The following is a 26,736-nucleotide window of genomic DNA, read 5'->3' as shown; positions in this document are numbered from 1 at the left end:
GTTCTGGTCACTTGGTGCTGCGGCGCCGGGTCGCGGCGACGGCGACGACGAGTCCGGCTGCACCGAGGACCAGCCCGCCCAGGCCGAGGAAGCGACCGACCAGGTCGGGCTCGGACGTGGCGGGCGTGGTGGCGGACGACGACGAGGACGCGGTGGTGGCGGCGGCTGCGTCGTCGTCGTCACCGGCGGCGGTGGATGCGGCGGTGAGGGTGATCGACGGCGCGGGGTGCTCGGGCTCGGCCTGCCCGGCCTTCTGCACCTGGTCCCACTCGGTGGCCCCCTTCTCGCAGGTCTGGGTGACGGGCAACGCGACGACGTCGCCGGCCTTGCCGTCGGGCAGCGAGAACGACAGCGAGAACGTGTCGCGCTCGTCGGCGGGGAGCGGGGTCTTCGCCGTGTAGGTGACGCTCGTCACGCGCTCACCGGCGTCGGCGGCGGACTCGTCGTCGGACGCGGCCTTGGTGCTGGTGTACGGCTCGGTGGTCTTCGTGATGTCCCAGTTCGGGTTGACGGTCGGCGTGACCTCGATGATCGAGGACGGGATGTGGAACTGCAGCGTCGTCGTGGGGGAGCCGTCGCAGCCGTGCGGGACCGAGAACGTGGCGGTCGTGTACGAGTTCGCCGCGGTGCTCGTGCTCGTCGCTTCGACGTGGGCGCTGGCGGAGGCGGCGGTGCCCAGGACGATGGCTGCGGCGACGGCGAGGGTCGCTGCGCTGCCGACGGCGAGGCGCTTCTGCATGGGGTGGTTCCTCTCACGGTGGTCACCGGGGTTTGCTCTACAACTTGTAGAACCTCGGGCTCCAACCTAGCAGGACGCAACGCCCACGGCGAACGCGCCCCTCGAAACGCGCTCGGCGTCGCCGTCAGTGTCGTCGGATGCGGTTAGGCTCGGACCCACGACGACCTCGTGCACCGGCGCATCGGTGCACGTCGACCAGGGAAGGCTCGGGCATGGCACGCATCGGAGAGAGCGCGGACCTCCTCAAGTGCTCCTTCTGTGGCAAGAGCCAGAAGCAGGTACAGCAACTGATCGCCGGTCCCGGCGTCTACATCTGTGACGAGTGCGTCGAGCTCTGCAACGAGATCATCGAAGAACGCCTGGCAGAAGCCAGCGACGAGACCGGCAGTGGCGAGTTCGAGCTGCCCAAGCCGCGCGAGATCTTCGACTTCCTGCAGGAGTACGTCATCGGGCAGGACCCGGCCAAGCGTGCACTCGCCGTCGCGGTCTACAACCACTACAAGCGCATCCGTGCGCAGGGCACCATCACCGCCGCCGAAGACCGCGACGACGTCGAGATCGCCAAGTCGAACATCCTGCTGATCGGTCCGACCGGCTGCGGCAAGACGTACCTGGCGCAGACGCTCGCCAAGCGCCTGAACGTGCCGTTCGCGGTCGCCGACGCCACGGCCCTGACCGAGGCGGGCTACGTCGGCGAAGACGTCGAGAACATCCTGCTCAAGCTGATCCAGGCCGCCGACTACGACGTCAAGCGCGCCGAGACCGGCATCATCTACATCGACGAGGTCGACAAGATCGCGCGCAAGGCCGAGAACCCCTCGATCACGCGCGACGTCTCGGGCGAAGGCGTGCAGCAGGCCCTGCTCAAGATCCTCGAGGGCACGGTTGCATCGGTGCCACCGCAGGGTGGTCGCAAGCACCCGCACCAGGAGTTCATCCAGATCGACACGACGAACGTGCTGTTCATCGTGGCCGGTGCGTTCGCGGGGCTCGAAGAGATCGTGTCCTCGCGCGTCGGCAAGCGCGGCATCGGGTTCGGGGCGCAGCTGCACAGCCCGCTCGACCAGCAGGACCTGTACGCCGACGTCCTGCCCGAGGACCTGCACAAGTTCGGGCTCATCCCCGAGTTCATCGGTCGTCTGCCCGTCGTCACGACGGTGTCCCAGCTCGACCAGTCCGCGCTCATGGAGATCCTGACCAAGCCGAAGAACGCCCTGGTCCGGCAGTACCAGCGCATGTTCCAGATCGACGGTGTCGAGCTCGACTTCGAGCAGGGCGCCCTCGAGGCGATCGCTGACCTGGCCGTGCTCCGCCAGACCGGTGCTCGCGGGCTGCGCGCCATCATGGAAGAAGTCCTCGGGCCGATCATGTTCGACGTCCCCTCGGACGACGACGTCGCCCGGGTCGTCGTCACCCGCGAGTCCGTGCTCGAGAACGCCGCGCCGACGATCGTGCCGCGTCAGCAGGCAGGGCGCATCGAGAAGTCGGCCTAGCCGCCGCGGTCCGCCGTGCGTCGCACGGTCCCGCCGCCCTTCGCACCCGCGCACGAACATCGCGCCCCGGTTCTCCGGGGCGCGATGTTCGTCCGGGGGTGCAACGCGGCAGCCGTGCCGACGCGGCAGCCGTGCCGACGCGGCAGCCGTGCCGACGCGGCAGCCGTGACGACGAGGCAGCCGTGACGGCGCGAGCGTGGCGCCCGGCCGCTGCCTACTGCAGGCCGCGGCGACGCAGCAGCGGCCCGACCTCGGCGTCGCGGCCGCGGAACTCGCGGAAGGCCTCGATCGGGTCCTTCGACCCACCGACACCGAGCACCATCGTGGCGAAGCGACGGCCGGCGGCGCGGTCGAGCCCGCCGTGGTCGCGGAACCACTCCACCGTGTCGGCGTCGAGCACCTCGCTCCAGATGTACCCGTAGTAGCCAGCGTCGTACCCGCCCGAGAAGGTGTGCGCGAAGTACGTCGACGAGTAGCGCGGCGGCACCGCGGAGACGGCGATGCCCGCGTCCGCCAGCGCCTGGCGCTCGAAGGCCTCGACGTCGGTGACGGCGTCGGCCTCGGCCTTCGACAGGCGGTGCCAGGCCTGGTCGAGCAGGGCCGCTGCCAGGTACTCGGTCGTGCCGAAGCCCTCGTTGAACCCGGCCGAGTCGCTCAGGCCCAGGACGAGCTCCGGCGGCATCGGGGCACCGGTCTCGTGGTGCTTGGCGTAGTTCGCCAGCACCTCGGGCCACGTCACCCACATCTCGTTCACCTGGCTGGGGAACTCGACGAAGTCCCGCTCGACGTTCGTCCCCGAGAACCGGGGGTAGGTCGTGCGGGCGATGAGCCCGTGCAGCGCGTGCCCGAACTCGTGGAACAGCGTCTCGACCTCGTCCTGGATCAGGAGCGTGGGGGAGCCGGCCGCGGGCTTGGCGACGTTGAGGTTGTTCATCACGACGGGCAGGGTGCCCATCAGCGCGGACTGCTCGACGATCGGGTTCATCCACGCGCCGCCCCGCTTGCCGTCACGCGTGTACAGGTCGAGCAGGTACAGCCCGACGGGGGTGTCGTCGTCGTCGGTGACCTCGAACACGCGGACCTCGTCGTTGTACCCGTGCAGGTCCGGGCGCTCGGTGAACTTCAGCCCGTAGAGCGCGTTCGCGGCGAAGAACACCCCGTCGTGCAGCACCCGGTCGGCCTCGAGGTAGGGGCGCAGGGCCGTGCTGTCGGCGGCGAACTGTTCGCCGCGCAGGATCTCGGTGGCGTACGCCCAGTCCCAGGCCTCGACGTCGTGCCCGAGCGTGCGGGCGCGGACGGCACGTTCGTCGTCCGCATTCGCGGCGGCGGCCGGCACGAGCGAGGACAGCAGCCCGTCGACGGCCTCGGGGGTCCGGGCGGTCTCGTCCGCGGTGACGACGGCGGCGTGATTCGGGAACCCGAGCAGCTCGGCCCGTTCGGCACGCAGACGCACGATGCGCAGCAAGACCGGGCGGTTGTCGTGCTCGTTGTCGCGACGACCGCGGGACAGCGAGGCGCGCATGATCCGCTCGCGCAGGCCGCGGTCGGCCAGCGAGGCCAGCCACGGGTGTCCGGTGTAGAGCGGCAGCGTGATGAGCCAGCCCTCGAGCCCGCGGTCGGCGGCGGCAGCGGCGGCGGCGGACTTCGCGCCGTCGTCCAGACCGACCAGCTCGTGCTCGTCGGTGACGTGCACGGCCAGGTCGTTCGTCTCGTCGAGCAGGTTGCGCTCGAACGTGGTGGTCAGGGTCGAGAGCTCCTGGTTGATCGCGGTCAGGCGCGCCTTGCCGGCGTCGTCGAGGCCGGCTCCCGCCAGGGTCATCTCGGTGGCGGTGCGCTCGACCAGGCGCAGGTCCTCGCCCGTCAGCCCGGCGGCCTCGGCGCCGTCGAGCACGGCCTGCACCCGGGCGTACAACCGCGCGTCCAGCGTGATCGCGTCGCGGTGCGCGGCGAGCAGGGGCGAGACCTCGGCCTCGAGGTCGTGGAGTTGGGGCGTCGAGTCGGCCGAGGACAGCGTGAAGAAGACCGCGCTGACCCGACCGAGCAGCTGCCCGGAGCGTTCGAGCGCCACGAGCGTGTTGTCGAACGTCGGCGCATCCGGGTTCGTGGCGATGGCCTCGACCTGGTCGCGCTGCTCGGCCATGCCTGCGTCGAACGCGGGGCGGTGGTGCTCGAGTCGGATCTGGTCGAACGGGGGGAGTGCGTACGGAAGCGTGCTCGGGGCATCGAACGGCGTCGTCGTCATCACCCCACCCTAGGACGCACCCCTGGCAGCCCTCGGACGCACCCCTGGCAGCCCTCGGACGCACCCCTGGCAGCGCTACCGCGTGGCGGCGTCGATCAGGACGGCGGCGGCGCGGCGCGCGTGCCGGGCCGGCGCCGTGTCGCCGGCGATCGCAGCGGTGGTCTGGGCGCCCTCGGCCAGCAGCGCGAGCTGCGCGGCGAGCTCGTCGGCCAGCGCCGGGTCGGCGACGGCCTGCGAGGTCAGCCCGGCGACGTAGCGCTGGAAGGACTCCTTGTGGTCCTTCGCGATCGCAGCGACGGCCGGCGAGGTCGCGCCGAGCTCGCCGAACGCGTTGATGAAGCCGCAGCCGCGGAAGGTGTCGTCATCGAACCAGGACTCGAGGAAGTCGTACATCGCCAGCAGCTTGTCCCGTGGGGTGGTCGCCGCCTGCACCGCCTGCTCGATGCCCCGCTCCCACAGGTCGTGACGGCCCGCCAGCACCGCCGCGATGAGCTGGTCCTTGCCGGGGAAGGCGGCGTAGAGCTTCTTCAGCGAGACGCCGGCGTCGGTCCGGATCTGGTCCATGCCGACCGACTGGATCCCGCGCGTGTAGAAGAGTTCGTCAGCGACGTCGACGATGTGTGCCCTGGTGTCGTCGGCGACCGAACCCGCTGTCGTGGCTGCCATGTGTCGTACCTCGTTCCCTGCGTGTTCACCGGACCCGAGTTGCGCTGGGAACGGCCGTTCTCTATCGTAGGGCACACCGGAGGGGAACGCTCGTTCTCCCCGGATCAGGGAGGCACATCATGGGTTCGATCACCGTCGGTACCGAGAACAGCGTCGACATCCAGCTGCACTACGAAGACAAGGGCACAGGCCAGCCGATCGTGCTGATCCACGGGTTCCCGCTCGACGGCAACTCGTGGGAGGGTCAGGTCCCGCCGCTCCTGGACGCCGGCTACCGCGTCATCACGTACGACCGCCGTGGGTTCGGCCAGTCCTCGCAGCCGTCCACCGGCTACGACTACGACACGTTCGCCGACGACCTGCACACCGTGCTGACGACGCTCGACCTGCACGACGTGATCCTGGTCGGGTTCTCGATGGGCACCGGTGAGATCGCCCGCTACATCGGCCGTCACGGCGAGGACCGCATCGCCAAGGTCGCGTTCCTGGCCTCGCTCGAGCCGTACCTGGCGATCACCGACGACAACCCCGACGGCGCCGGCCCGATGTCGTTCTTCGAGGGCATCGCGGCCGACGTCAAGAAGGACCGGTACGCGTACTTCACGAACTTCACCCAGGACTTCTTCAACCTGTCGGAGAGCCTCGGCTCGCGCATCTCGGAAGAGGCCGTCCGCAACGCCTGGAACGTCGCGGCGGGCTCCGGCTCGATCGCCAGCGCCGCAGCACCCCTGACCTGGCCGACCGACTTCCGCCAGGACATCCCGAAGGTCACCGTGCCGGCGCTCATCGTGCACGGCACGTCGGACAACATCCTGCCGATCGACGCGACGGGCCGCCGGTTCACCAAGGCCCTGCCGCACGCCGAGTACGTCGAGATCGAGGGCGCCCCGCACGGCCTGCTCACGACGCACACCGCCGAGGTCAACGAGGTCCTGCTCGGCTGGCTCGCCAAGGCCTGACCCGCCGGGGCCCAGCCCGAGCGACACCGCACAACCGAAAGCACCCCGAACCACGGCATTGCGTGGCTCGGGGTGCTTCTGTTGTGCGAACGCGCCGTTCGAACGGGGCCGTGCGAACGCGCACGACGACCCGGACTCAGTCCTCTTCGGCCGCGTCGTCCGGGTTCGTGACCTGGGCGTGCCCGGCGTCATCCAGGTGGATCGACGTGCCGTCGTCCAGCTCCACCCGCGGCTTGCCCTCCAGGTACGTCAGCGTCCAGCCCCACCCCGCGGTGTCCACCGACGCCGAGACCAGCTCGGCCTCGACCTGCTGCGCCGCGGCCACCAGGGCCGCGTCGAGCCGTGACGGTGCCACGGCGCCGACGTTCCATCGTGTGCCCAACTGCATCCGAGCCTCCTGGCTGTGTGTGGTGACGACCGGCGGACCGCCGCCTACGCGGTGGGCTGCTCGGCCAGTTCGATCTCGACGACGGCGAGTTCCGGCCCGTCGACGAACGACAGGTTCGCGATTCGCCCGACGGCCGCCAGGTCCACGGCGGCCCGCTCGACGAGTTCGCGCGTCGACGCCGGCGCGGCCACGACGGCCCGGGTGACCGGGGTCTTCTGCGACGCCTTGGCCGCGGTCTTCGCGCCGCGGATCCCGATGAGCGCCTGGCCGACGGCGGCCAGCAGCCCCGTCTCGGCCGCGTCGACCGGCAGGTCGGCAGCGGTCGGCCACGCGGCGGTGTGCACGCTGGTGTCGTGGGTCCAGGCCCACACCTCTTCCGTCGCGAACGGGAGGAACGGTGCCAGCAGGCGCAGCAGCGCGTCGATCGCAGCGCGCAGTGCCAGGACCGCGCTCGCCTGGGTCTCGTGCGTCGCGTCCGGCGCGGTGCCGTAGGCGCGCTCCTTGACGAGCTCGAGGTAGTCGTCGCAGAACGTCCAGAAGAAGCGCTCGGTGACCTCGAGGGCGCGGGCGTGGTCGAAGCCCTCGAACGCGGTGGTTGCCTGCTCGATCGTGGTGCCCAGGGCGGCGAGCATGTCGATGTCGAGTGCCTCGGTGACGCTCGTGGCTCCGGTGGGCAGGTCGAAGCCGTACACGAACTTCGCCGCGTTGAGCACCTTGATCGCCAGACGGCGGCCGACCTTGATCTGCTTCGGGTTCTGCGGGTCGAACGCCGCGTCCGTGCCGAGCTTCGACGACGCAGCCCAGTAGCGGACCGCGTCGGCGCCGTGCTGCTCGAGGACCGACATCGGCGTGACGACGTTGCCCTTGGACTTCGACATCTTCTTGCGGTCGGGGTCGACGATGAAGCCGGAGATGCTGGCGTGCTTCCACGGCACCACGTCGGCCTCGAGCTGGCTGCGCAGCACGGTCGTGAACAGCCACGTGCGGATGATGTCCTGCGCCTGCGGGCGGACGTCGTACGGGTACACCAGGTCGTAGAGCGCGGGGTCGGTCTCCCACTTGCCCGCAAGCTGCGGGGTCAGCGACGAGGTGGCCCAGGTGTCCATGACGTCGAGCTCGCCGACGAAGCCGTTCGGCACGCCGCGCTGGTCGTCCTGGTACCCGGGGGCGGGCTCGGACGACGGGTCGACGGGCAGTTGGGCCTCGGTCGGGACGATCGGCTGGTCGTACACCGGGTTGCCGTCGGCGTCGAGCGGGTACCAGACCGGGATCGGCACGCCGAAGAAGCGCTGGCGTGAGATGAGCCAGTCGCCGGACAGGCCGCCCACCCAGTTGTCGTAGCGGACGCGCATGAAGTCGGGGTGGAAGCCGATCTCCTGGCCGCGCTGGCGCAGGGTGGCCTTGAGCTGCTCGTCGCGGGCGCCGTTGACGATGTACCACTGGCGGGTCGAGACGATCTCGAGCGGCTTGTCGCCCTTCTCGAAGAACTTCACCGGGTGCTGGATGGTCTTCACGTCACCGACCAGCTCACCGGACTCGGTCAGGGCGTCCACGACGACCTTCTTGGCCGAGAACACGGTCTTGCCGGCCATCTCGGCGTACAGCTCCTGGCCACGCGACGACGTGATCCACGCCGGCTCGTCGGAGCGCACGCGGCCGTCGAACCCGATGATGGCGCGGTTCGGCAGCTGCAGCTCGCGCCACCACACCACGTCGGTGGTGTCGCCGAAGGTGCAGACCATCGCGATGCCTGCGCCCTTGTCCTTCTGTGCCAGGTGGTGCGCGAGCACCGGCACCTCGACGTCGAACAGGGGGGAGCGGACCGTCGTGCCGAACAGGTCCGTGAAGCGCTCGTCGTCGGGGTGCGCGACCAGGGCGACGCACGCGGGGAGCAGCTCGGGGCGGGTGGTCTGGATGACGACGTCGCCGGAGCCGTCGGACTTGTGGAACGCGATGCCGTGGTACGCGCCCGGCATCTCCTTGTCCTCGAGCTCGGCCTGGGCCACGGCGGTGCGGAACGTGACGTCCCACAGCGTCGGGGCGTCGGCCTGGTAGGCCTCGCCGCGCTCGAGGTTGCGCAGGAACGCCCGCTGGGCGCTCGCCCGCGAGGTGGCGTCGATCGTGCGGTACGACTGCGTCCAGTCGACGGACAGGCCGAGCGTGCGGAAGAGCTCCTCGAACTGCTGCTCGTCCTGCACGGTCAGCTGGTCGCACAGCTCGATGAAGTTGCGGCGCGAGATCGGCAGCTGGTCGGCGGCCTTGCTCGACTTGCCGTCACCGCCCTGGAACGGCGGGGTGAAGTCGGGGTCGTAGGGGAGCGACGGGTCGCAGCGGACGCCGTAGTAGTTCTGCACGCGCCGCTCGGTCGGCAGACCGTTGTCGTCCCAGCCCATCGGGTAGAAGACGTGCTTGCCGCGCATGCGCTCGAACCGGGCCTTGAGGTCGGTGTGTGTGTACGAGAACACGTGCCCGATGTGCAGCGAGCCCGAGGCCGTGGGCGGCGGGGTGTCGATCGAGTAGACGGCGTCGCGGTGGCCGGCGGCGTCGCGGTCGAACCGGTACGTGCCGTCCTGCTCCCATCGTGGGCCCCAGACCTGCTCGAGTCCGTCCACCGTGGGCTTGTCGGGCATGGGCTTGGTCATGGCTGCGCCTTTCGATCGGTATGTGCGGCACCGAGTCCGTGATGAGGTGCCTGAGTGTCCACGTGTGGCACGTGGTGCCCTTGATCGTACCGGTTGTCCGCGACTCGTCGACGGCCTCCACTGGAGCGCTCCACTGCGACCTGCTAGTCTGTCGGGGTTTGTCCGGCGAACGCGAGTTCGTAGGAGCTGCAACGTCGCCGTCCCGTCGGACGCCCGAAGGACGCTCAGCACACCGGAGGAACACCCTTGACACCGAACACCGCACCGAACACGCACGGCGACCGGCCGCTGCGGACGAAGGGCGCTGCGAAGCGTGCTCGCCGGACGATGACCACGAACGACGTCACCGTGGTCGAGGAGTCGCTGCTCAAGCGTGCCGTCGCCGCGGCGGCCCTCGGCAACGCCATGGAGTGGTTCGACTTCGGCATCTTCGCGTACCTGACGGTCACGATCTCGCAGGTCTTCCTGCCGCAGGGCGACCCGGCGTCGAACATCGTCGCGACGTTCGGCTTCTTCGCCGCCGCGTTCATCGTCCGCCCGATCGGCGGTGCGGTCTTCGGTCCGATCGGTGACCGGATCGGCCGGCAGAAGGTCCTCGCGCTCACGATGATCCTGATGGCCGCCGGCACGCTCATGATCGGCCTGATCCCGTCGTACGACACGATCGGCTTCTGGGCCCCCGTCCTGCTGCTCGTCGCCCGCTTCGTGCAGGGCTTCTCGACCGGTGGCGAGTACGGCGGGGCCGCGACCTTCATCGCCGAGTACTCGCCCGACAAGCGTCGTGGGTTCATGGGCTCGTGGTTGGAGTTCGGCACGCTGGCCGGCTACGTGCTCGGCGCCTCGATCGTCACCGGGCTGCAGTTCGGCCTGTCCGACCAGGCACTGCTGAGCTGGGGCTGGCGCATCCCGTTCATCGTCGCCGGTCCGCTCGGCCTGATCGGGCTGTACCTGCGCCTGAAGCTCGAGGAGACCCCGGCCTTCCAGAAGCAGCAGGAGCAGGCCGCCGAGCGTGAGTCCGCGAAGACCCCGTTCCTCAAGCTGTTCGCCGAGAACTGGCGCGCGCTGGTCATCTGCATCGGCCTGGTGCTGGTGTTCAACGTGACCGACTACATGCTGCTGTCGTACATGCCGACGTACCTCGAGCAGAACCTCGGCCAGAACGCCACGTTCGGCCTGATCCTCATCGTCATCGTGATGATCCTGATGATGGTCGTCATCACGTTCGGCGGGCGCCTGTCCGACCGGTTCGGCCGCCGCCCCGTGCTCGCCGCGGGGTGCATCGGCTTCTTCCTGTTCTCGTGGCCGGCCCTGCAGCTCGTGCAGTCCGGCAGCGGGGTCGGGGTGTTCTTCGGTCTGCTCATCCTGGGCGTCGTGCTGGTCACCTTCACCTCGACGATGCCCTCGACGCTCCCCGCCCTGTTCCCGACGATCATCCGCTACGGCGCGCTGGCGATCGCGTTCAACGTGTCGGTCTCGCTGTTCGGTGGCACCACGCCGCTGGCGACGGCGGCGCTCATCAACGCGGCGAAGGACGCGGGACTGGGCTGGGCCGAGGACATCCCGGCGTTCTACCTGATGGCCGCGGCGCTCATCGGTCTCGTGGCGGTGTACTTCACGAAGGAGACCGCCGCCACCCCGCTCATGGGCTCGGGCCCGACGGTCGCGTCCGAAGACGAGGTCGCCCAGGTCATCGACGAGTACAACGACCCGTCGTCCGAGTTCGCGCAGTCGGACTGGGCCAAGGAGTTCTCGACCAGCGAGATCCCGGTCGTGTCCGCCGACGACTCCGCTGCGTCCCGCAGCTGACGGACGCACGGCCAGGAGGCCCGACCCGCGTCAGCGCGTCGGGCCCGGGTCCGTCCCGGGGCCGGTTGCCAGGCGCTCGGCCGACCGCAGGAGCGCGATCGTCACGGGGTGCTCCGGGCTCGTGAACACCCGCGACGCGGGACCGTGCTCCACCGCGGTGCCCGCGTCGACCACGAGCACGTCGTCGGCCATCCGTCGCACGGCCCGCAGGTCGTGCGACACGAACACCATCGCCACGCCGGTGTCGTCGCGCAGCCGTTCCAGCAGCGTCAGCACCTGGTCCTGCACCGTCGCGTCGAGGGCGGTCACGGGTTCGTCCAGCACGAGCACGTCGGGCGCGGTCGCCAGCGCCCGGGCGATCGCCAGCCGCTGCCGTTGCCCGCCGGACAGCGTCAGCGGTGACCGGCCGCGCAGCCCGGGGCCCAGGTCGACCTGGCGCAGCGCCGCGTCGACCTGCGGGCCGAGCGGGCCCGTCGCACGCCGGGCATCGCCGTCGCTCAGGGCATCGGCCAGGACACGCTCGACGTCCCAGCGCTCGTCGAACGTCGCGCCGGGGTCCTGCACGACGGCCGCGATCCGGGGGCGTCGGGCGCGGCGCTCGCGCTCGGGGAGTGGCGCCCAGGCGGCACCGTCGAGGGTCACCGTCCCCGTGTCCGGCGTCGCGAGCCCGAGCAGCATCCGGGCCACCGTCGTCTTGCCCGAACCCGAGGCCCCGACGACCCCGAGCACCCGCCCGGGCTGCAGGCCGAACGACACCCCGTCGACCACCGCGACGCCGTCGTACGCCTTGCGGAGGTCGCGCGCTTCGAGCACCGGAGGCGCACCGTGCGGGGGAGCACCGAGCGGGGTTGCACCCTTCTTCGTGCCCGTGCCCGTGCCCGTGCCCGTGCCCGCGCCGGCGGCGGCGACGAGCGCCTGCGTCACGGGGTGCTTCGGCGCCCGCAGCACGGTCTGCACGGTGCCCTGCTCGACGACCCGCCCGGCGTCCATCACCACGACGCGGTCCGCCCACCCGGCGACGAGCCCCAGGTCGTGCGTCACGACGAGCAGCCCCGCGCCACGCTCCTGCGCCCGTCGCAGCTGCTCCATCACGCGCACGGCGATCCCTGCGTCGAGCGCCGTCGTCGGCTCGTCCGCCACCACGAGCGCCGGCGAGCCGACGGTCGCAGCGGCGATGAGCGCGCGCTGGCGCATCCCGCCCGACAGGGTCCCCGCGAGTCGTCCGTCGGTCGCGATGCCCGGGTCGAGCCCGACGTCGTCGAGCGCGGAGCGCACGGCGTCCACGCGCTCGCGTGCGGTCATCTCGGTGTGCAGCCGCAGGACGTCGTCGACCTCGCGTCCGACCGGACGCAGCGGGTCCAGCGCGCCCAGGGCCTCCTGTCCGACGTAGCCGACACGCGCTCCGCGCACCGGCCGCCAGCGTCGGTCGGAGAACGCGCGGACGTCGAGCCCGGCGACGTCGAGCCGGTCGGCCCGGACGGCGGACCCGGCGGCCGACAGGCCGAGCAGCGCCCGGACGGTCACGGTCTTTCCGGAACCCGAGGCGCCGACCAGCGCGACGCACTCGCCCGCATCGACCTGCAGGTCGACACCGGCGACGACCGGGGTCCCGCCGATGGCGACGTGCAGCCCTCGGGCATCGAGGACGGCGCTCACCGCAGTGCCCCGGTGCGGCGGAGGGCGCGTCCGAGGACGGTGACCGCGGTGGCCAGCACGACGATGGCCAGCCCGGGGAAGGTGCTCATCCACGGTGCTGTCTGCAGGTAGGTGCGGCCGTCGGCGAGCATCGCGCCCCATTCCGGTGCGGGCGGCGGTGTCCCGACGCCCAGGTAGCTGAGGGCGGACGCCCACACGATCGCCTGGCCGATGCCGAGCGTCCCGACCGCGACGACCGGCCACAGGGCCGCCGGCAGCACGTGCCGCACGACGATGCGCGCCGGGGACCGCCCCTGCAGCACGGCCGTCTCGACGACCTGCGACGAGCGTGCTGCGCGGACCAGGCCGCGGACGATGCGGGCGTACCCGGGCGCGGTCGCGAACCCGACCGCGAGCATCGCGGGGACCGGACCAGGACCGGTGACGGCGATGACGACCAGCGCGACGAGCAGCAGGGGCAGGGCGAACGCGACCTCGGTCACGCGTCCGATGACGGCATCGAGGACCCGACCACCGAGCCCGGCGACGACCCCGAGCAGCACGCCGACACCGCCGCCGACCAGGGTCGCGACGACGCCGACCACCAGGCTGGCGTGGGTGCCGGCGACGACCCGGGCCAGCACGTCGCGCCCGGACTCGTCGGTGCCGAACGGGTGCCCGGGGCCGGGTGGCAGCAGCGCTTCGGCGGGGTGCACGGCGAGGGGCGCCGCGCCCCCGAGTACAGCGGGCCAGACCGCGGCGAGCACACCGACCGCCACGACGACGGCTGCCACCGTGCCGGCGCCCCCGAGCGAGCGCTGGCGGCGGACGCCCGCCACCCCCGCCAGGATCCCACTCACCGCGCACCCGCCCCGGGCCGGCTGCGTCGAGGGAGCAGCCGACGTCGGGTACCCGGGGGTCGACCCGACGTCGTCTGCTCCCTCGACGGGCGCGGATCGACCACGCGTTCGACCAGGTCGGCGACCGTCAGCACGACGACGTACGCCAGCGCCGACACCAGGGCGATGCCCGCGACCAGGGGCATGTCGCGCTGGGTCACCGCCGTGACCAGGGCGCGACCGATGCCGGGGAGCGCGAAGACGGACTCGACGACGACGGCTCCGGACACCAGCGAGCCGAACGCCCACGCCGACAGGGCGATCCCGGGCAGGGCCGCGTGGCGCAGCAGGTGCCGGCCGAACAGCCCCGCACGGGTCTCACCACGACCGCGGGCAGCGAGCGCGAACGCGGACCGTTGCGCATCGACCACGCCGTCGCGCACCGTCTCCGCCAGGTAGCCGGCCACGGGCACCGCGACGGTGAACACCGGCAACACCCAGCCCCGAACGGTGCCGTCGCTGACCGCGGGGAACCAGCCGAGCGCGCTCGCGAACACGACGATGAGCACGCTGCCGAGCCAGAAGTGCGGCATGACGCTCGCGGTCACGCTGATCGCCGAGGTCAGCCCGGCGGCGACGCGACCGCGCTGGGTGGACCACCACGCGGCGACCAGCGCCAGCGCCCAGGCGACGACCAGACCGGCGACCGCCAGGGTCAGCGTGACGGGCAGCTGCTGCGCCAGCAGGGTGGCGACCGGGGTCCGGAACGCGTACGAGTCGCCGAGCTGCCCGGACGCCAGACGACCGAGGAACACCGCGTACTGCACGATCACCGGTCGGTCGAAGCCGTACGACGCGCGCACCTGGGCGACGGCCTCGGGTGAGGCCTGGGAGCCCGGACCACCCAGGACCGCGAGCGCCGGGTCGCCGGGGATCAGCCGGATCGCGACGAAGACGATGGTCGCGACGGCCCAGAGCACCCCGACGGCGCCGAGCAGACGCCGGAGCGCCCACAGCGACCAGCGCCTGCCAGCCGGGCCGGACCTGCTGGGCGTCACCGCGTCACCGCGTCAGCGGTCGATCCACGCCGTGCCGAACCACGGCGTGGAGACGGCCGTGGTCTGGATGCCGTGCACGGCCGAGCGGTACAGGAAGTGGTTCTGCTGGTCGTAGAGCGGCAGCACCGTGCGGGATGCCAGGATCCGCTGCTGGGCCTGTTCGTACAGGGCGGCGCGCTCGGAGCGGTCCGAGGTCTGCGCGGCCCGCTGCAGCAGGGCATCGACGTCGGGGTCGTCGAGCTGCGCCAGGTTCGCGAAGTAGCCGGACGGTGCGGGCGTGATGCTCGCGCTGTCGTACAGGATGCGCAGCACGTCGGCGCCGACCTTGGTGTACGGCGCGCTGACCACGTCGTACTGGTTCTTCGCCAGCGCGGCGTACCAGCTGGACAGGTCGAGCTCCTGCAGCTGGACCTTGATCCCCACCTTTGCCTCGGAGGCCTGGATCTGCTGGAACAGGCTGCGCTCGGCGGGCACCGACTGGTTGGTCGACACCGGGAACGTCACGGTGAGCTGCTGGCCGTCCTTGACGCGGATGCCGTCCGAGCCCGTCTTCCAGCCGGCGTCGTCGAGCAGTTGCTTCGCGGTCGACGGGCTGTACCGGAACAGCGACTTGTCGGAGTACCCGAACGGCTCGACGCTCGACAGCAGCGAGTACGAGCGCTTCGCCGTCCCGAGGAACAGCGACTGGATCCCCGGGTCGATCTGGGCACCGGCGATGAAGGCCTTGCGGACCGCTTCGTCCTGGAACACCCCGTGCCCGGAGTTCAGCTCGAGCCGGTTCGACGCGCCGGGTCGGGGAGCGTCGAGGTCACGGATGGCGGCCTTGGATGACGCCGCCCGCAGCTGGTCGGGCTGGGCGTTGTCGATCACGTCGACCTGCCCGGACTGCAGCGCCGCGTACCGCGAGGTCGAGTCGGGCAGGAAGCGCCACGTGATACCGGACAGACGGGGCTTCGTCGACCCCCAGTACCCGCTGTTCTTCGTCAGGGTGACGCGGTCGCCGTGCTGCCAGCCGGAGATCCGGAACGGGCCGGTGCCGACGGGGGACTCGCAGTTGACCGCCTGCGTCCGCTGTAGTGCCTTCGGGGACTCCATGCCGACCCACGGCTGCGAGAACGACTCGAGCAGGGCGCTGTCCGGACGGCTGAGCGACAGCGTCACGGTGTGGTCGTCGGTGGCGGTGGCCTTCGCGATGGACTGCAGCGCCAGGTACCCGGTGCTCGACGCCGTCGCCGGGTCTTGCACGTGCTCGATGTTCGCCACCACGGCGGACGCGTCGAACGGGGTGCCGTCGGTGAACGTGACGTCGTCGCGCAGGGTGAACGTCAGGGTCTTGCCGTCGTCGCTCGTGGACCACTTCGTCGCGAGCGCCGGCGTGGGCTTGCCTTCCCGCAGCCCGACGAGTTCTTCGATGTACTGCGTCGACAGCAGCGCCTGGGGGTAGTTGCCGCCGACGTGCGGGTCCAGGCACGTGGGTTCGGCGTCGCCCGACGCGTACGTCAGCGTGCCGCCGGCGACCGGGGTGCTGTCCGCGGTGCTCGTGCCGCCGCCGGTGCAGGCGGTGAGGGTGACGAGCAGTGCCGTCGCTCCGGCGATGGTGCCCGCGATGCGCGTGCGGCGTTTCTGTACTCGGTCCAAGATCATGACCGACCGAGTCTAGCGGTTGAATGGGGCCCATGGACGAACCGATCCGCCGCGGAGGACGCCCGCGCCGCTCCAGTGCCGAGGTGCTGGCGGACGCCGCTGCCGAGCTCTTCCTCGAGCAGGGCTACGCGCGCACCACGGTCGACCAGATCGCCGTCCGTGCCGGGGTCAGCCGTGCCACGTTCTTCAACTACTTCCCGGCGAAGTCCGACGTGATGTGGCTCGAGCTCGACGCCGCGGTGGGGTCGCTCCCGCAGCTGCTCGCCGCGTCCACCGAGACCTCGGCGGTCCGTGCCGTCGAGGGCGCCCTGCTCGCGGCCGCCCGGGCGCACGATCCCGATCGGGTGCCGTGGGCCATCGCGCAGGCCGAGGTGATGGGCATCGGGCAGGAACTCGTCGCGAGCGTCGCGGCCCGGGTGACCGCGCAGCACGCGGCGGTCGCCGCCGACTTCGCTCGACGGACGGGGGAGTACGCGGGTGCGCTGTGGCCGCAGACGGTCGCGGGGGCGATGCTCGGGGCGGCCGCTGCGGCCTTCGGTGTCTGGGTCACCGACGGGGTCTCGCGGCGACCGCTCGTCGAGTACGTCGCCGCGGCGCTGACGCCGGTGGTCGCGGGGCTCGACGCACGCTGATACGGACAGCAGCGGCGTGGCGGGCCGGCACCGGGCCTCCTGTCCGCACCCTGCCGCGGCACGACACCTGCCGGGGCGCGCGCGGAACTGTTAGGTTCAGCCTGCGCCGCCCACGGGGGAAGGCGCGTCCGACGAACCGGGGGACCATGTCCGACATGCCTGCGCAGAACCAGCCCAACGGCCAGCCGCCGTTCCAGCCGAACGGCCAGCCGCCGCTCCCGCAGAACAGCCAGCCGTACCAGCCCGGCGGCCAGCCGCCGTACCAGCCGCAGCCCCCGACGCCGCCGACCGGGCAGTCCCGCGGCAAGCGCGTGCTCATCTCGGTCGTCAGCATCGTCGTGGCGATCGTCGTCGCGGTGCTCGTCCGCCAGGGCTTCAACGCCGCCTTCGGCGAGTCCAAGCAGGACATCGTCAACGAGGGCGTCAAGCAGATCAAGGAGCAGACGGACCTGCCGAAACAGGTCGACTCCGTCACGACGTGGACCGGTGTGTCGGCCGAGGACGGCACGATCCACTACCGCTACACCGTGCAGGCGGACCCGTCGCAGCTCGACGAGAGCGCGCTGCACGACAGCGTGCTGCGACAGCTGTGCTCGACCACCGAGACCAAGAAGCTGCTCGACCGCGACATCGCGATGCGGTACTCGTACGGCTTCGACGGGTCGAGCAAGAAGGTCGACATGACCTTCACGAAGGCGGACTGCTAGGCGCGGAGCGTTCCCGCGCCACCCGCGGCGACGTCCTCGGCGGTGCCGTCGCGCACCGTCTCGGGGACGACGCCGTCGGTCGGCACCAGCGCGGCGTCGCCGGGCAGGCTCAGCGTCAGGACGGCCTCTTCGATGTACTGACTGTCCTCGAGCGACTGCTCGACGTCGCGCAACCGGACCGCCACGTGCGACTCGTCCTCGTTGCCGGTCAGGTCGACCGCGGCGACCAGGTACACCTTCGACGGCCCGACGAACTCCAGGTGCAGGTACGTCACCCGCTCGATCTGCTTGCGGGAGAGCAGTTCGACGAGAACGGCGTTCTCGAGCTCGGGCGACGTGCTCTCGCCCAGCAGGAAGCGGCGGTTGCGGTCGATGAGGATGATCGCGACGACACCGAGCAGCACGCCGATCGCGATGGAGCCGATCGCGTCGAACACCGCCAGGCCCGTGACCTGGTGCAGGAACACGCCCAGGAACGCGACGACCAGACCGATCAGCGCCGCTGCGTCCTCGGCGAACACCGCACGCAGCGTCGGGTTCGAGGACTGCAGCACGTGGCGCAGCACGGGCACGCTGCGCTTCGTCGCGGCACCGTGCGCCTGCCGGTACGCCTGCAGGAAGCTCGTGCCCTCGAGCACCACGGCGATGGCCAGCACCACGTAGTTGAGCACGACGTCCTCGGCGGGGCCGGTCTCGCCGAGCTGGGTGATGCCGTGGTAGATCGACACGATCGCACCGGCGGTGAACAGCCCGAATGCGGCGAACATCGACCAGATGTAGGTCTCGCGGCCGTAGCCCATCGGGTGCTTGACGTCGCGCTTGCGGGCGCCGCGGCGTTCGGCCACCAGCAGGAAGATCTCGTTCCCGGTGTCCGCCCACGAGTGCGCCGCCTCGGCCACCATCGACGCCGACCCGGTCAGCAGCGACGCGATGGTCTTCGCGATCGCGATCAGCAGGTTGGCGCCGAAGGCGATGATGACGGTGGTCAGGGACTCGGGCCGGTCCTGCTGTTCTGACGAGGGCATTCCTCCAGCATGCTCCCGTTGGGTAGACTCGGGTGCACAAGGCGTCGATCCGGCCATCACCGGGGAGTCTCCGGAAGAACGCGGGCCACGCGAGCGGGCCGTCAGTAGAACCGGACGGGTTCGGGACCGTCACCATCCCGGCAACGAGCGGTCGGCCCGGGTCTCCGGAACGGCAAGCGAGGTGGTACCGCGGAGCACGCTCCGTCCTCGTGGAGAGCAACCGAACCCACAGGAGCAACCGGTGCGATACCCACTGAACCGCCCAGCAGACGCCCCCGCTGGCGTCACCCCGTCGCCGTCCTTCCCTGCCGTCGAGCAGGGGATCCTGGCGTTCTGGAAGGGCGACGACACGTTCCGGGCGTCGATCCAGGCGCGTCAGGGCTGCGACGAGTGGGTGTTCTACGACGGTCCGCCGTTCGCCAACGGCCTGCCGCACTACGGGCACCTGCTGACCGGCTACGCCAAGGACGTCTTCCCGCGCTACCAGACCATGCGCGGCAAGCAGGTGCACCGCCGCTTCGGGTGGGACACGCACGGCCTGCCCGCCGAGCTCGAGGCGATGCGGCAGCTCGGCATCACCGAGAAGCACGAGATCGATGCGATGGGCATCGACGTCTTCAACGCCGCCGCGCGAAAGTCGGTGCTGCAGTACACCGACGAGTGGCAGCAGTACGTCACGCGGCAGGCGCGCTGGGTCGACTTCGAGGACGACTACAAGACGCTCGACGTCACCTACATGGAGAGCGTCCTGTGGGCGTGGAAGCAGCTGTGGGAGAAGGGCCTGGCCTACGAGGGCTTCCGCGTCCTGCCGTACTGCTGGAACGACCAGACCCCGCTGTCCAACCACGAACTGCGCATGGACGACGACGTCTACCAGACGCGCCAGGACCAGTCCGTCACGGTGTCGTTCCCGCTGCGGGGCGCTCGCGCTGATGCGCTGGGTCTCTCCGGTGTGCGTGCGCTCGCCTGGACGACGACCCCGTGGACGCTGCCGACGAACGCCGCCCTGGCCGTCGGCCCGGCGGTCGCGTACGTGGTGCTGCCCGCCGGTCCTGGAGGCTCCGCTGACGGTGCCGACGCCGGCTCGGTCTCCTACATGCTGGCTGCGGACACCGTGGCCGCCTACGCCAAGGACCTCGGCTACGCGTCGCCGGACGACGCCGTCGCGGCGGTCACCCGAACGCTCGTCGGGTCCGAACTCGACGGCGTCGCGTACGAGCGCCTGTTCGACTTCCTGGCGGATGCCGAGGGCATGGAGCACGCCTGGCGGATCCTGGTCGCCGAGTACGTCGAGACGGGCGAGGGCACCGGCATCGTGCACCAGGCCCCGGCGTACGGCGCCGACGACCAAGAGGTCTGCGCCGCCGCGGGCATCCCCGTCGTGCTCTCGCTCGACGAGGGCGGCGTGTTCACGTCGCAGTTCCCGCTCGTCGCCGGACAGCTGTGGTCCGACGCCAACAAGCCGCTGACCAAGGCCGTCCGTGACGCCGGGCGCCTGCTGCGCCAGGCGTCGTACGAGCACAGCTACCCGCACTGCTGGCGCTGCCGCAAGCCCCTGATCTACAAGGCCGTCTCGTCGTGGTTCGTCCGCGTCACCGAGATCCGCGACCGGATGGGCGAGCTCAACCAGGGCATCAACTGGGTGCCGGACAACGTCAAGGACGGCCAGTTCGGCAAGTGGGTCGGCAACGCCATCGACTGGTCGGTGTCCCGCAACCGGTACTTCGGCACGCCGATCCCGGTGTGGGTGTCCGACGACCCCGAGCACCCGCGCACCGACGTGTACGGCTCGCTCGAGGAGATCGAACGCGACTTCGGCCGGCTGCCGGTGAACGCCGAGGGACAGGTCGACCTGCACCGTCCGTTCATCGACGAGCTGACCCGGCCGAACCCGGACGACCCCACGGGTGCCTCGACCATGCGCCGCATCTCGGACGTCTTCGACGTGTGGTTCGACTCCGGGTCGATGCCGTACGCCCAGGTGCACTACCCGTTCGAGAACCGGGAGTGGTTCGACACCCACAACCCGGCCGACTTCATCGTCGAGTACATCGGGCAGACCCGCGGCTGGTTCTACGTCATGCACGTGCTGTCGACCGCGCTGTTCGACCGCCCGGCGTTCACGAACGTCGTCAGCCACGGCATCGTGCTGGGCTCCGACGGGCAGAAGATGTCGAAGAGCCTGCGGAACTACCCGGACGTGTCCGAGGTGTTCGACCGCGACGGCGCCGACGCGATGCGCTGGTTCCTGATGTCGTCGTCGGTGATCCGCGGCGGCAACCTCGTCGTCACCGAAGAGGGCATCCGCCAGGGCGTCCGCGAGTTCCTGCTGCCGTTCTGGTCGACGTACTACTTCTTCACGCTGTACGCGAATGCGTCCGGGCCCGACGGGTACCAGGCATCGCGCCGCACGGACAGCACCGACGTGCTCGACCGGTACCTGCTCGCGAAGACCCGCCTGCTCGTCACCGACGTCACGACGCACCTCGACGCGCTCGACACCCCGCTGGCGGCCCAGGCCATCCGCGACTTCGCCGACGTGCTGACCAACTGGTACGTCCGCCGGTCGCGTGACAAGTTCTGGCTCGGTGCCGCGTCGTCGGAGTCCGCGAAGGCCGCGTTCGACACGCTGTCCACCGCGCTCGAGACGCTGGCCCGGGTCGCCGCACCACTCGCGCCGCTGGTGTCGGAGGAGGTCTGGAAGGGCCTGACCGGCGGCCGCAGCGTGCACCTGACCGACTGGCCCGACGCCGCCGAGTTCCCCGCCGACGACGCCCTGGTGGCCGCGATGGACCGCGTGCGGGACGTCGCGTCGAAGGGGCTCGCGCTCCGCAAGGCGACCAGCAGGCGTGTCCGTCTGCCGCTCGCCACGCTGACGCTCGTCGTGCCGGACCCCGCGGCCGTCGAACCGTTCGTCGACATCCTTCGCGACGAGCTCAACGTCAAGCGGGTGGTGCTCGAACCCCAGGCAGAGGAGTCGCTCGCGCAGTACGGCATCGAGCGCAAGCTCACCGTCAACGCCCGTGCGGCCGGCCCCCGCATCGGCAAGGCCGTGCAGCAGGTCATCCCCGCCGCCAAGCGTGGTGACTGGGTGGCGACCGACTCGGGCGTCACCGTGGGCGGGATCGACCTGGTCGAGGGCGAGTTCACGCTCGACCTGACCGTGGCCGACGCATCCACCGCCGTGGCGTTCCTGGACGGTGGTGGCTTCGTGGTGCTCGACACCGAGACCACGCCCGAGCTCGAGGCCGAGGGGCTGGCACGCGACGTCGTCCGTGCCGTGCAGCAGGCCCGTCGCGACGCCGACCTCGACGTCAGCGACCGCATCGTGCTGACGCTCGGGGCCGACCCGGCAGCGGCGGACGCCGTGCGCACGCATCAGGACCTGATCGCGGGGGAGACCCTCGCGACGACGATCGACGTGGTCGACACGACGTTCGGCAAGGACGAGGGCACCGCCGTGGGCGACGGTGCGAAGGTGAGTGTCGAGGTGACCCGCGCATGAGCGACAGCAACGAGTACGACGGCAGCCAGCACGACGACGACCGGTACGACGCCGACGGCATCGCGATCCCGGTCGGTCCTCCCGCCGACGTGGACCCGATCGAGGCCGTGCCCTTCGGCGGTGACGACGAGCAGGTCCAGCGTGTCGAAGCCGCCCTGTACGCCCGGATCGGCGAGCAGTCACCCGAGCACCGTCTGACGGCCACCCGCCGCGCGGTCGAGTTGCTCGGCGACCCGCACCTGGCCTACCCGGTCATCCACCTGACGGGGACCAACGGCAAGACCTCGACCGCCCGGATGACCGAGAGCATCATCCGCGCCCACGGCCTGCGCACCGGACTCATGACGAGCCCGCACCTGGTGTCCATCCGCGAACGGATCGTCATCGATGGTGCGCCGATCGCCGCCGACCGGTTCGTCGAGAACTGGGACGACATCACGCCGATCCTCGAGATCACCGACAAGGAGCTCACCGACAAGGGTGAGCTCCCGCTGACGTTCTTCGAGGCGCTGACCGTCCTTGCGCTGGCGTGCTTCGCCGAGGCACCCGTCGACGTCGCGGTGATCGAGGTCGGCATGGGCGGGGAGTGGGACTCCACGAACGTCGTGCAGAGCCAGGTGCAGGTGTTCACGCCGATCGCGATCGACCACGCCAAGCAGCTCGGCAACACCGTCGCCGAGATCGCCCGCACCAAGTCGGGGATCGTCAAGCCGTCGTCGGCCGTCGTGTCGAGCGCGCAGGTGCCCGAGGCGCTCGCCGAACTCGAGCGGGCGGCCGAGCTCACCGAGTCGACCCTGGCGGTCGAGGGCACCGGCTTCCGTGTCCTCGACGTCACCCCGGCCGTCGGTGGGCAGCTCGTCACCGTACAGGGGGTCGCGGGCCGCTACGACGACCTGTTCCTGCCGTTGTTCGGCGCGCACCAGGCCCACAACGCCGCCGTCGCGATCGCCGCCGTCGAGTCGTTCATCGGTCGGGGGTCGCAGCCCCTCGACGAGGACGTCCTCAGCGAGGGTCTGGCGAGCGCGACCAGCCCCGGCCGGCTGCAGCCCATCGCCCAGGACCCGACGGTCGTGGTCGACGCGGCGCACAACCCGCACGGCGCGAAGGCCCTGGCCGACGCACTGCCCGTCGCGTTCCCGTCCGGCCACGTGGTCGGCGTCGTCGGGATCCTGGCCGACAAGGACGCCCGCGGGTTCGTGCGGGCGCTCAAGGACACGGTCGCCACGTTCGTCGTGACGCAGCCGCCGGGGGAGCGCGCGCTCGATGCGGATGCGTTCGCCCGGGTCGTCGTGGACGAGGTCGGGGACGACCGCGTGGTCGTCGAGCCCTCGCTCGCGCAGGCCCTGCAGGAAGCGCGCGACCTGGCGGACGAGGCCGAGGCGGACGACGCCATGGTGCTGGTCGCCGGTTCCATCGTGATGGTGGGCGCGGTCATGGACCTGGTCCACACTGAAGGAGGGTCGAAGTGACGGACGGACCACGGGCCTCCCGTCCGGGGCGCGCTCCCCGGACCCGGCGTCCGCGACGCGAGCGCGGGGCGCGTGAGAGCCTCACCTCGATCACCCTGGTGCTCGAGGCGATCATGTTCTTCTTCCCGATGCTCGTCGTGTTCGGCAAGCACACGCTGCCGGCCGGAGTGGCCTTCGGCGGGGGGCTCGCGGCGATCGTCGTGCTGGCCCTGGCCTCGCGTCTGACCGGCACCCGCGCCGGTGTAGGGTTCGGGTGGCTGCTGCAGGCGGCCATCCTCGCCACCGGCTTCATCGAGCCGTTCATGTTCGTGGTGGGCGTGGTGTTCCTGGCGCTGTGGGTGTTCTGCTTCGTCAAGGGCGGTCAGCTCGACCGTCAGAACGCCGCCCGCCGAGCCGCTGCCGGCGACTGACCACATCCACCCCCAGAACCCCAGGGAGTACTGCGTGTCCGACTTCGAAGAGACCCTCGTCCTCGTCAAGCCCGACGGCGTGGCCCGCCAGCTGACCGGCGAGATCCTGCGCCGCATCGAGGCCAAGGGCTACGAGATCGTCGACCTGAAGATGCTCACCGCGCCGCGCGACCTGCTCGACGCCCACTACGAAGAGCACCAGGGCAAGCCGTTCTTCGAACCGCTGGTCGAGTTCATGCAGTCCGGGCCCGTCGTCGCCGTGCGCGTCGCGGGCAACGGTGCCATCGCGGGCTTCCGGTCGCTCGCCGGCACCACCGACCCGACCTCGGCGGCACCCGGAACCATCCGCGGCGACCTCGGCCGTGACTGGGGCCTCAAGGTCCAGCAGAACCTGGTGCACGGCTCGGACAGCGCCGAGTCCGCCGCGCGCGAGCTCGGCCTCTGGTTCGCCTGAGCCGCTCCGCAGCGCTCGCGCTGCGCTTCGGTGCGCTTCGCACAACCGAAAGCACCCCGCACCACGTGATCACGTGGCGCGGGGTGCTTTTCGTTGTGCGCGCGGCGTCGGGCCGCCGCGGGGGTGCTTCGCGCCCCCGTGCGAACGTCGCGCCCCCGCAGGACGGGGCGCGACGTTCACCCGGGGGTGCGATCCGCAAGCGGCGCGGGCGACGGCCTGGAGGGTCGCACCGGCCCGGCGGACCCGCTGCCGGCCTCCAGAGCGTTGCGTCGGAGGCAGTTGGCCGCGTGATCGGCGCGTCGGCGCCCCCGCGCGGCGGCGGGTGCTTCGCACCCGGCCCCGCGGGCGGCGGCGGGTGCTTCGGCGGCGGGTGCTTCGCACCCCTGTGCCGACGTCGCGCCCCCGCGGAATGGGGCGCGATGTCCGCACCAGGGTGCGATACGTCGGCGCACGGCGCACGGCGCACGGCGCACGGCGCACGGCGCACGGCGCCCGGCGCACGGCGTGCCGCGCGCGGCGCACCGCTGCTCCCCGCGCTGGGACGACGACGGCCCCGCACGCCAGGCGTGCGGGGCCGTCGGGACAGCGCGGGCTACTTGACCGCGCCACCGTTCTGCTCGACGAACGCGGCGAACGAGTCCGCGTCGGTCCAGGCGCTGGTGCCCTGGGCGTTGTACTGCTTGCCGTTCACGATGACGGTCGGGGTGCCGGTGAGCTTGTCGAGCGACGAGTTGGCGAGCGGCTCGGTCAGGACACGGTTGGTGGCGTCACCGACCCATCCGGCGAAGCGCTGGTCCGTGATGCACTTCTGGACGTTCGCGTTCGTCGCGCCGGCCTTCTTCGCGATCGAGGCGAGCTGGTCGTTCGTCAGGCCGCGGGTGCCCTCGGACGGCTGGTTCGCGTAGAACGCCGAGTTGACGTCGAGGAAGGCGTCCGGGTCGTAGTTTGCCACGCAGGCGGCAGCGGCGGCCGAGCGCGTCGAGTACTTCGAACCGAGCGACGAGCGGTCGAGCAGGTTGAAGGGGTGGATCTCGAGCGTGGCCGAGCCGTTGGCGACCCACTGCTTGATCTGCTTCATGTTGCCGGTCTCGAACTGGTTGCAGATCGGGCACATGTAGTCCTCGTACACGGTGATGTTCGCGACCGAGTCGTCCTGCTTGGTGGCCGTCGGCTTGCCGCCCTCGGGGATGGCCTTGGTCGTCACGGGGACGATCTTGCCGTTCTGCCCCTGCAGCACGATGCCGTCGCTGGCCATGTTCTTCGGGCCGGGGCCGGCGGGCTGCACCGAGTTGGCGATCACCAGCACGATCACGGCGACGATCGCGAGCGAGCCCACGATGATGCCGCTGATCGTCAGCGTCTTGTTGCGGCGCCGGCGGGCCTTCTCCTTCTCGCGCTGGGCCGCGGCACGTTCCCGTGCGGCGTTCCGGCGAGCCTTCTTGCTCTCGTTGTCGCTCATCGGGAAGAAGCGTAACGGGTGCCGGTGTCGCGACGGGCGCTGCTGGCTGAGAAGAGCCCAGGAGTCCGGTGACGTGTCACCGAGTGTGTGGTGCTCAGAGGACGGACAGCACCGTCGGGAACATGATCAGGATCGTCAGGGCGATGACCACGTAGTTCGCCAGCGGGAAGGCCCAGCAGAACGGCAACAGCGCCCGACCGACACGCTGCGCACCCGGACCGAACGAGCCGCGCGCGGCGTTCCAGATGGTGAACACCCAGAACAGCGGGATCGTCATCGCCCAGACGAGCATGCACCACGGGCAAAGCGCACCGATCGACCAGACCGTCTGCGTGAAGAGCCAGGTGACGAAGACCCACGCCAGGAACAGCCCGACGTTGAAGGTGACCAGGAACCACCGCGATGCGCGTCCGCCCGCCAACAGCAGCACCCCGACGGCGATCGGCGCGACGAACCCCATCAACCCGAGCAGCGGGTTGGGGAAGCCGAACAGGTGCCCCTGCGGACTCGTCATGACGTCCGAGCAGTTGATGAAGGGGTTGATGTCGCAGCTCAGCACGGCCTTGGGGTGCTCGTACTTCGCGAACTCGTCGAGCACCAGTCGGAACGCCGCGTACAGGGCGACCGCTCCGGTGACGAGCAGCAGCACTGCGATCGCGACGGGACGACGGGTGGTGGGTGCGGTCGTGGTCACGTCGACATGATGACATGCGCTTCTGCGCCTTCTCGCGACGCGCGTGCGATGATGGGGGAGTCGAGCGGGTCATCCCGCACGACGACGAGAGCTTTCCGGGCACCTGCCCGGACGATCAGGCACGGTGAGAGCGTGCCGTGACCGGACGACGCGTCACTCCGACGCCGAGCCGAGCGGGGCCGGGTGCTCCGCCGGTCCGTGCGCACGACATGTCGACGCCGGACGGTCACTGACCAGCGAGTGCGGGCGGCGTCGCAGCCGTCCGCCACA

At 70.8% G+C, this 26,736-nt stretch carries 21 protein-coding genes; 9 read left to right on the top strand and 12 right to left on the bottom strand.

Features of this window, described 5'->3' with window-relative positions:
• Positions 1-7: 7 nt before the first annotated feature.
• Positions 8-739, bottom strand: coding sequence for a YcnI family copper-binding membrane protein (locus ACLBWP_RS16075; protein WP_447655909.1), 732 nt, complete (start codon positions 737-739; stop codon positions 8-10).
• A 212-nt stretch (positions 740-951) separates the two neighbouring features.
• Between ACLBWP_RS16075 and clpX the strand changes: the two genes are divergently transcribed.
• Positions 952-2,232, top strand: a complete 1,281-nt coding sequence (gene clpX / locus ACLBWP_RS16070) for an ATP-dependent Clp protease ATP-binding subunit ClpX (protein WP_243564373.1) — start codon at positions 952-954, stop codon at positions 2,230-2,232.
• A gap of 214 nt (positions 2,233-2,446) precedes the next feature.
• Here the strand turns inward: clpX and ACLBWP_RS16065 are convergent, their stop codons facing one another.
• Complete coding sequence (locus ACLBWP_RS16065; RefSeq protein ID WP_447655908.1) at positions 2,447-4,474, bottom strand: M3 family metallopeptidase; 2,028 nt, start codon at positions 4,472-4,474, stop codon at positions 2,447-2,449.
• A gap of 75 nt (positions 4,475-4,549) precedes the next feature.
• On the bottom strand, positions 4,550-5,140 hold the full coding sequence (locus tag ACLBWP_RS16060; RefSeq protein WP_447655907.1) for a TetR/AcrR family transcriptional regulator: 591 nt from the start codon (positions 5,138-5,140) through the stop codon (positions 4,550-4,552).
• A 119-nt stretch (positions 5,141-5,259) separates the two neighbouring features.
• Here ACLBWP_RS16060 and ACLBWP_RS16055 point away from each other — a divergent pair, with 119 nt between their 5' ends.
• Positions 5,260-6,099, top strand: a complete 840-nt coding sequence (locus tag ACLBWP_RS16055; RefSeq protein WP_447655906.1) for an alpha/beta fold hydrolase — start codon at positions 5,260-5,262, stop codon at positions 6,097-6,099.
• 136 nt (positions 6,100-6,235) lie between these two features.
• Here ACLBWP_RS16055 and ACLBWP_RS16050 read toward each other — a convergent pair whose 3' ends face one another.
• Positions 6,236-6,487, bottom strand: a complete 252-nt coding sequence (locus tag ACLBWP_RS16050) for a hypothetical protein (RefSeq protein ID WP_447655905.1) — start codon at positions 6,485-6,487, stop codon at positions 6,236-6,238.
• Between the two features lie 44 nt (positions 6,488-6,531).
• On the bottom strand, positions 6,532-9,129 hold the full coding sequence (gene valS, locus ACLBWP_RS16045) for a valine--tRNA ligase (protein WP_447655904.1): 2,598 nt from the start codon (positions 9,127-9,129) through the stop codon (positions 6,532-6,534).
• Positions 9,130-9,375: 246 nt separating this feature from the next.
• Here valS and proP point away from each other — a divergent pair, with 246 nt between their 5' ends.
• Positions 9,376-10,935, top strand: a complete 1,560-nt coding sequence (proP, locus tag ACLBWP_RS16040) for a glycine betaine/L-proline transporter ProP (RefSeq protein ID WP_447655903.1) — start codon at positions 9,376-9,378, stop codon at positions 10,933-10,935.
• 30 nt (positions 10,936-10,965) lie between these two features.
• Here the strand turns inward: proP and ACLBWP_RS16035 are convergent, their stop codons facing one another.
• From ACLBWP_RS16035 to ACLBWP_RS16020, 4 genes are read right to left on the bottom strand one after another with little or no spacing between them, the layout of a single operon-like run.
• On the bottom strand, positions 10,966-12,591 hold the full coding sequence (locus tag ACLBWP_RS16035) for an ATP-binding cassette domain-containing protein (protein ID WP_447655902.1): 1,626 nt from the start codon (positions 12,589-12,591) through the stop codon (positions 10,966-10,968).
• Positions 12,588-13,409: an ABC transporter permease gene (locus tag ACLBWP_RS16030; RefSeq protein WP_447655901.1), complete on the bottom strand. Its 822-nt coding sequence runs from the start codon at positions 13,407-13,409 to the stop codon at positions 12,588-12,590. The genes ACLBWP_RS16035 and ACLBWP_RS16030 overlap by 4 nt, the downstream gene beginning before the upstream one ends.
• 17 nt (positions 13,410-13,426) lie before the next feature.
• Positions 13,427-14,467 carry an ABC transporter permease gene (locus ACLBWP_RS16025; RefSeq protein WP_447655900.1) on the bottom strand — a complete coding sequence of 347 codons (1,041 nt, stop codon included), beginning with the start codon at positions 14,465-14,467 and terminating at the stop codon, positions 13,427-13,429.
• Positions 14,468-14,479: 12 nt separating this feature from the next.
• Complete coding sequence (locus ACLBWP_RS16020) at positions 14,480-16,111, bottom strand: ABC transporter substrate-binding protein (protein WP_447655899.1); 1,632 nt, start codon at positions 16,109-16,111, stop codon at positions 14,480-14,482.
• Between the two features lie 32 nt (positions 16,112-16,143).
• On the opposite strand from ACLBWP_RS16020, the gene ACLBWP_RS16015 reads away from it, so the two are divergent.
• Both ACLBWP_RS16015 and ACLBWP_RS16010 read left to right on the top strand, forming a co-directional pair.
• Complete coding sequence (locus tag ACLBWP_RS16015) at positions 16,144-16,743, top strand: TetR family transcriptional regulator (RefSeq protein ID WP_447655898.1); 600 nt, start codon at positions 16,144-16,146, stop codon at positions 16,741-16,743.
• A 155-nt stretch (positions 16,744-16,898) separates the two neighbouring features.
• The gene (locus ACLBWP_RS16010; RefSeq protein ID WP_447655897.1) at positions 16,899-17,450 is read left to right on the top strand and encodes a hypothetical protein; all 552 of its coding nucleotides are present in this window, start codon (positions 16,899-16,901) and stop codon (positions 17,448-17,450) included.
• Here the strand turns inward: ACLBWP_RS16010 and ACLBWP_RS16005 are convergent.
• The gene (locus tag ACLBWP_RS16005; RefSeq protein ID WP_447655896.1) at positions 17,447-18,475 is read right to left on the bottom strand and encodes a cation diffusion facilitator family transporter; all 1,029 of its coding nucleotides are present in this window, start codon (positions 18,473-18,475) and stop codon (positions 17,447-17,449) included. The genes ACLBWP_RS16010 and ACLBWP_RS16005 overlap by 4 nt on opposite strands.
• A gap of 241 nt (positions 18,476-18,716) precedes the next feature.
• Here ACLBWP_RS16005 and ileS point away from each other — a divergent pair, with 241 nt between their 5' ends.
• The 4 genes from ileS to ndk are packed head-to-tail and all read left to right on the top strand — an operon-like array spanning position 18,717 to position 24,313.
• Complete coding sequence (gene ileS / locus ACLBWP_RS16000; RefSeq protein ID WP_447655895.1) at positions 18,717-21,980, top strand: isoleucine--tRNA ligase; 3,264 nt, start codon at positions 18,717-18,719, stop codon at positions 21,978-21,980.
• Complete coding sequence (locus ACLBWP_RS15995) at positions 21,977-23,449, top strand: bifunctional folylpolyglutamate synthase/dihydrofolate synthase (protein ID WP_447655894.1); 1,473 nt, start codon at positions 21,977-21,979, stop codon at positions 23,447-23,449. Before ileS ends, ACLBWP_RS15995 begins: the two co-directional genes overlap by 4 nt.
• Positions 23,446-23,859 (top strand): DUF4233 domain-containing protein, encoded by a 414-nt coding sequence (locus ACLBWP_RS15990; RefSeq protein ID WP_447655893.1) that lies wholly within the window; start codon positions 23,446-23,448, stop codon positions 23,857-23,859. Before ACLBWP_RS15995 ends, ACLBWP_RS15990 begins: the two co-directional genes overlap by 4 nt.
• A 34-nt stretch (positions 23,860-23,893) precedes the next feature.
• Positions 23,894-24,313, top strand: a complete 420-nt coding sequence (ndk, locus tag ACLBWP_RS15985) for a nucleoside-diphosphate kinase (RefSeq protein ID WP_447655892.1) — start codon at positions 23,894-23,896, stop codon at positions 24,311-24,313.
• 592 nt (positions 24,314-24,905) lie between these two features.
• Here the strand turns inward: ndk and ACLBWP_RS15980 are convergent.
• Both ACLBWP_RS15980 and ACLBWP_RS15975 read right to left on the bottom strand, forming a co-directional pair.
• The gene (locus ACLBWP_RS15980; protein WP_447655891.1) at positions 24,906-25,772 is read right to left on the bottom strand and encodes a DsbA family protein; all 867 of its coding nucleotides are present in this window, start codon (positions 25,770-25,772) and stop codon (positions 24,906-24,908) included.
• 94 nt (positions 25,773-25,866) lie between these two features.
• On the bottom strand, positions 25,867-26,466 hold the full coding sequence (locus ACLBWP_RS15975) for a vitamin K epoxide reductase family protein (protein WP_243564395.1): 600 nt from the start codon (positions 26,464-26,466) through the stop codon (positions 25,867-25,869).
• Positions 26,467-26,736 lie beyond the last annotated feature (270 nt).

This window comes from Microbacterium sp. M1A1_1b, from assembly GCF_053345565.1.
Note: the sequence above shows the minus strand (reverse complement) of the source record. Positions and strands in the feature narration are given on the sequence as shown.

Bases quoted from the DNA above. Each gene is read 5' to 3' on its own strand.
- ACLBWP_RS16075 (WP_447655909.1), bottom strand. From the start codon at position 739: ATGCAGAAGCGCCTCGCCGTCGGCAGCGCAGCGACCCTCGCCGTCGCC.
- clpX (WP_243564373.1), top strand. From the start codon at position 952: ATGGCACGCATCGGAGAGAGCGCGGACCTCCTCAAGTGCTCCTTCTGT.
- ACLBWP_RS16065 (WP_447655908.1), bottom strand. From the start codon at position 4,474: ATGACGACGACGCCGTTCGATGCCCCGAGCACGCTTCCGTACGCACTC.
- ACLBWP_RS16060 (WP_447655907.1), bottom strand. From the start codon at position 5,140: ATGGCAGCCACGACAGCGGGTTCGGTCGCCGACGACACCAGGGCACAC.
- ACLBWP_RS16055 (WP_447655906.1), top strand. From the start codon at position 5,260: ATGGGTTCGATCACCGTCGGTACCGAGAACAGCGTCGACATCCAGCTG.
- ACLBWP_RS16050 (WP_447655905.1), bottom strand. From the start codon at position 6,487: ATGCAGTTGGGCACACGATGGAACGTCGGCGCCGTGGCACCGTCACGG.
- valS (WP_447655904.1), bottom strand. From the start codon at position 9,129: ATGACCAAGCCCATGCCCGACAAGCCCACGGTGGACGGACTCGAGCAG.
- ACLBWP_RS16020 (WP_447655899.1), bottom strand. From the start codon at position 16,111: ATGATCTTGGACCGAGTACAGAAACGCCGCACGCGCATCGCGGGCACC.
- ACLBWP_RS16015 (WP_447655898.1), top strand. From the start codon at position 16,144: ATGGACGAACCGATCCGCCGCGGAGGACGCCCGCGCCGCTCCAGTGCC.
- ACLBWP_RS16010 (WP_447655897.1), top strand. From the start codon at position 16,899: ATGCCTGCGCAGAACCAGCCCAACGGCCAGCCGCCGTTCCAGCCGAAC.
- ACLBWP_RS16005 (WP_447655896.1), bottom strand. From the start codon at position 18,475: ATGCCCTCGTCAGAACAGCAGGACCGGCCCGAGTCCCTGACCACCGTC.
- ACLBWP_RS15995 (WP_447655894.1), top strand. From the start codon at position 21,977: ATGAGCGACAGCAACGAGTACGACGGCAGCCAGCACGACGACGACCGG.
- ACLBWP_RS15980 (WP_447655891.1), bottom strand. From the start codon at position 25,772: ATGAGCGACAACGAGAGCAAGAAGGCTCGCCGGAACGCCGCACGGGAA.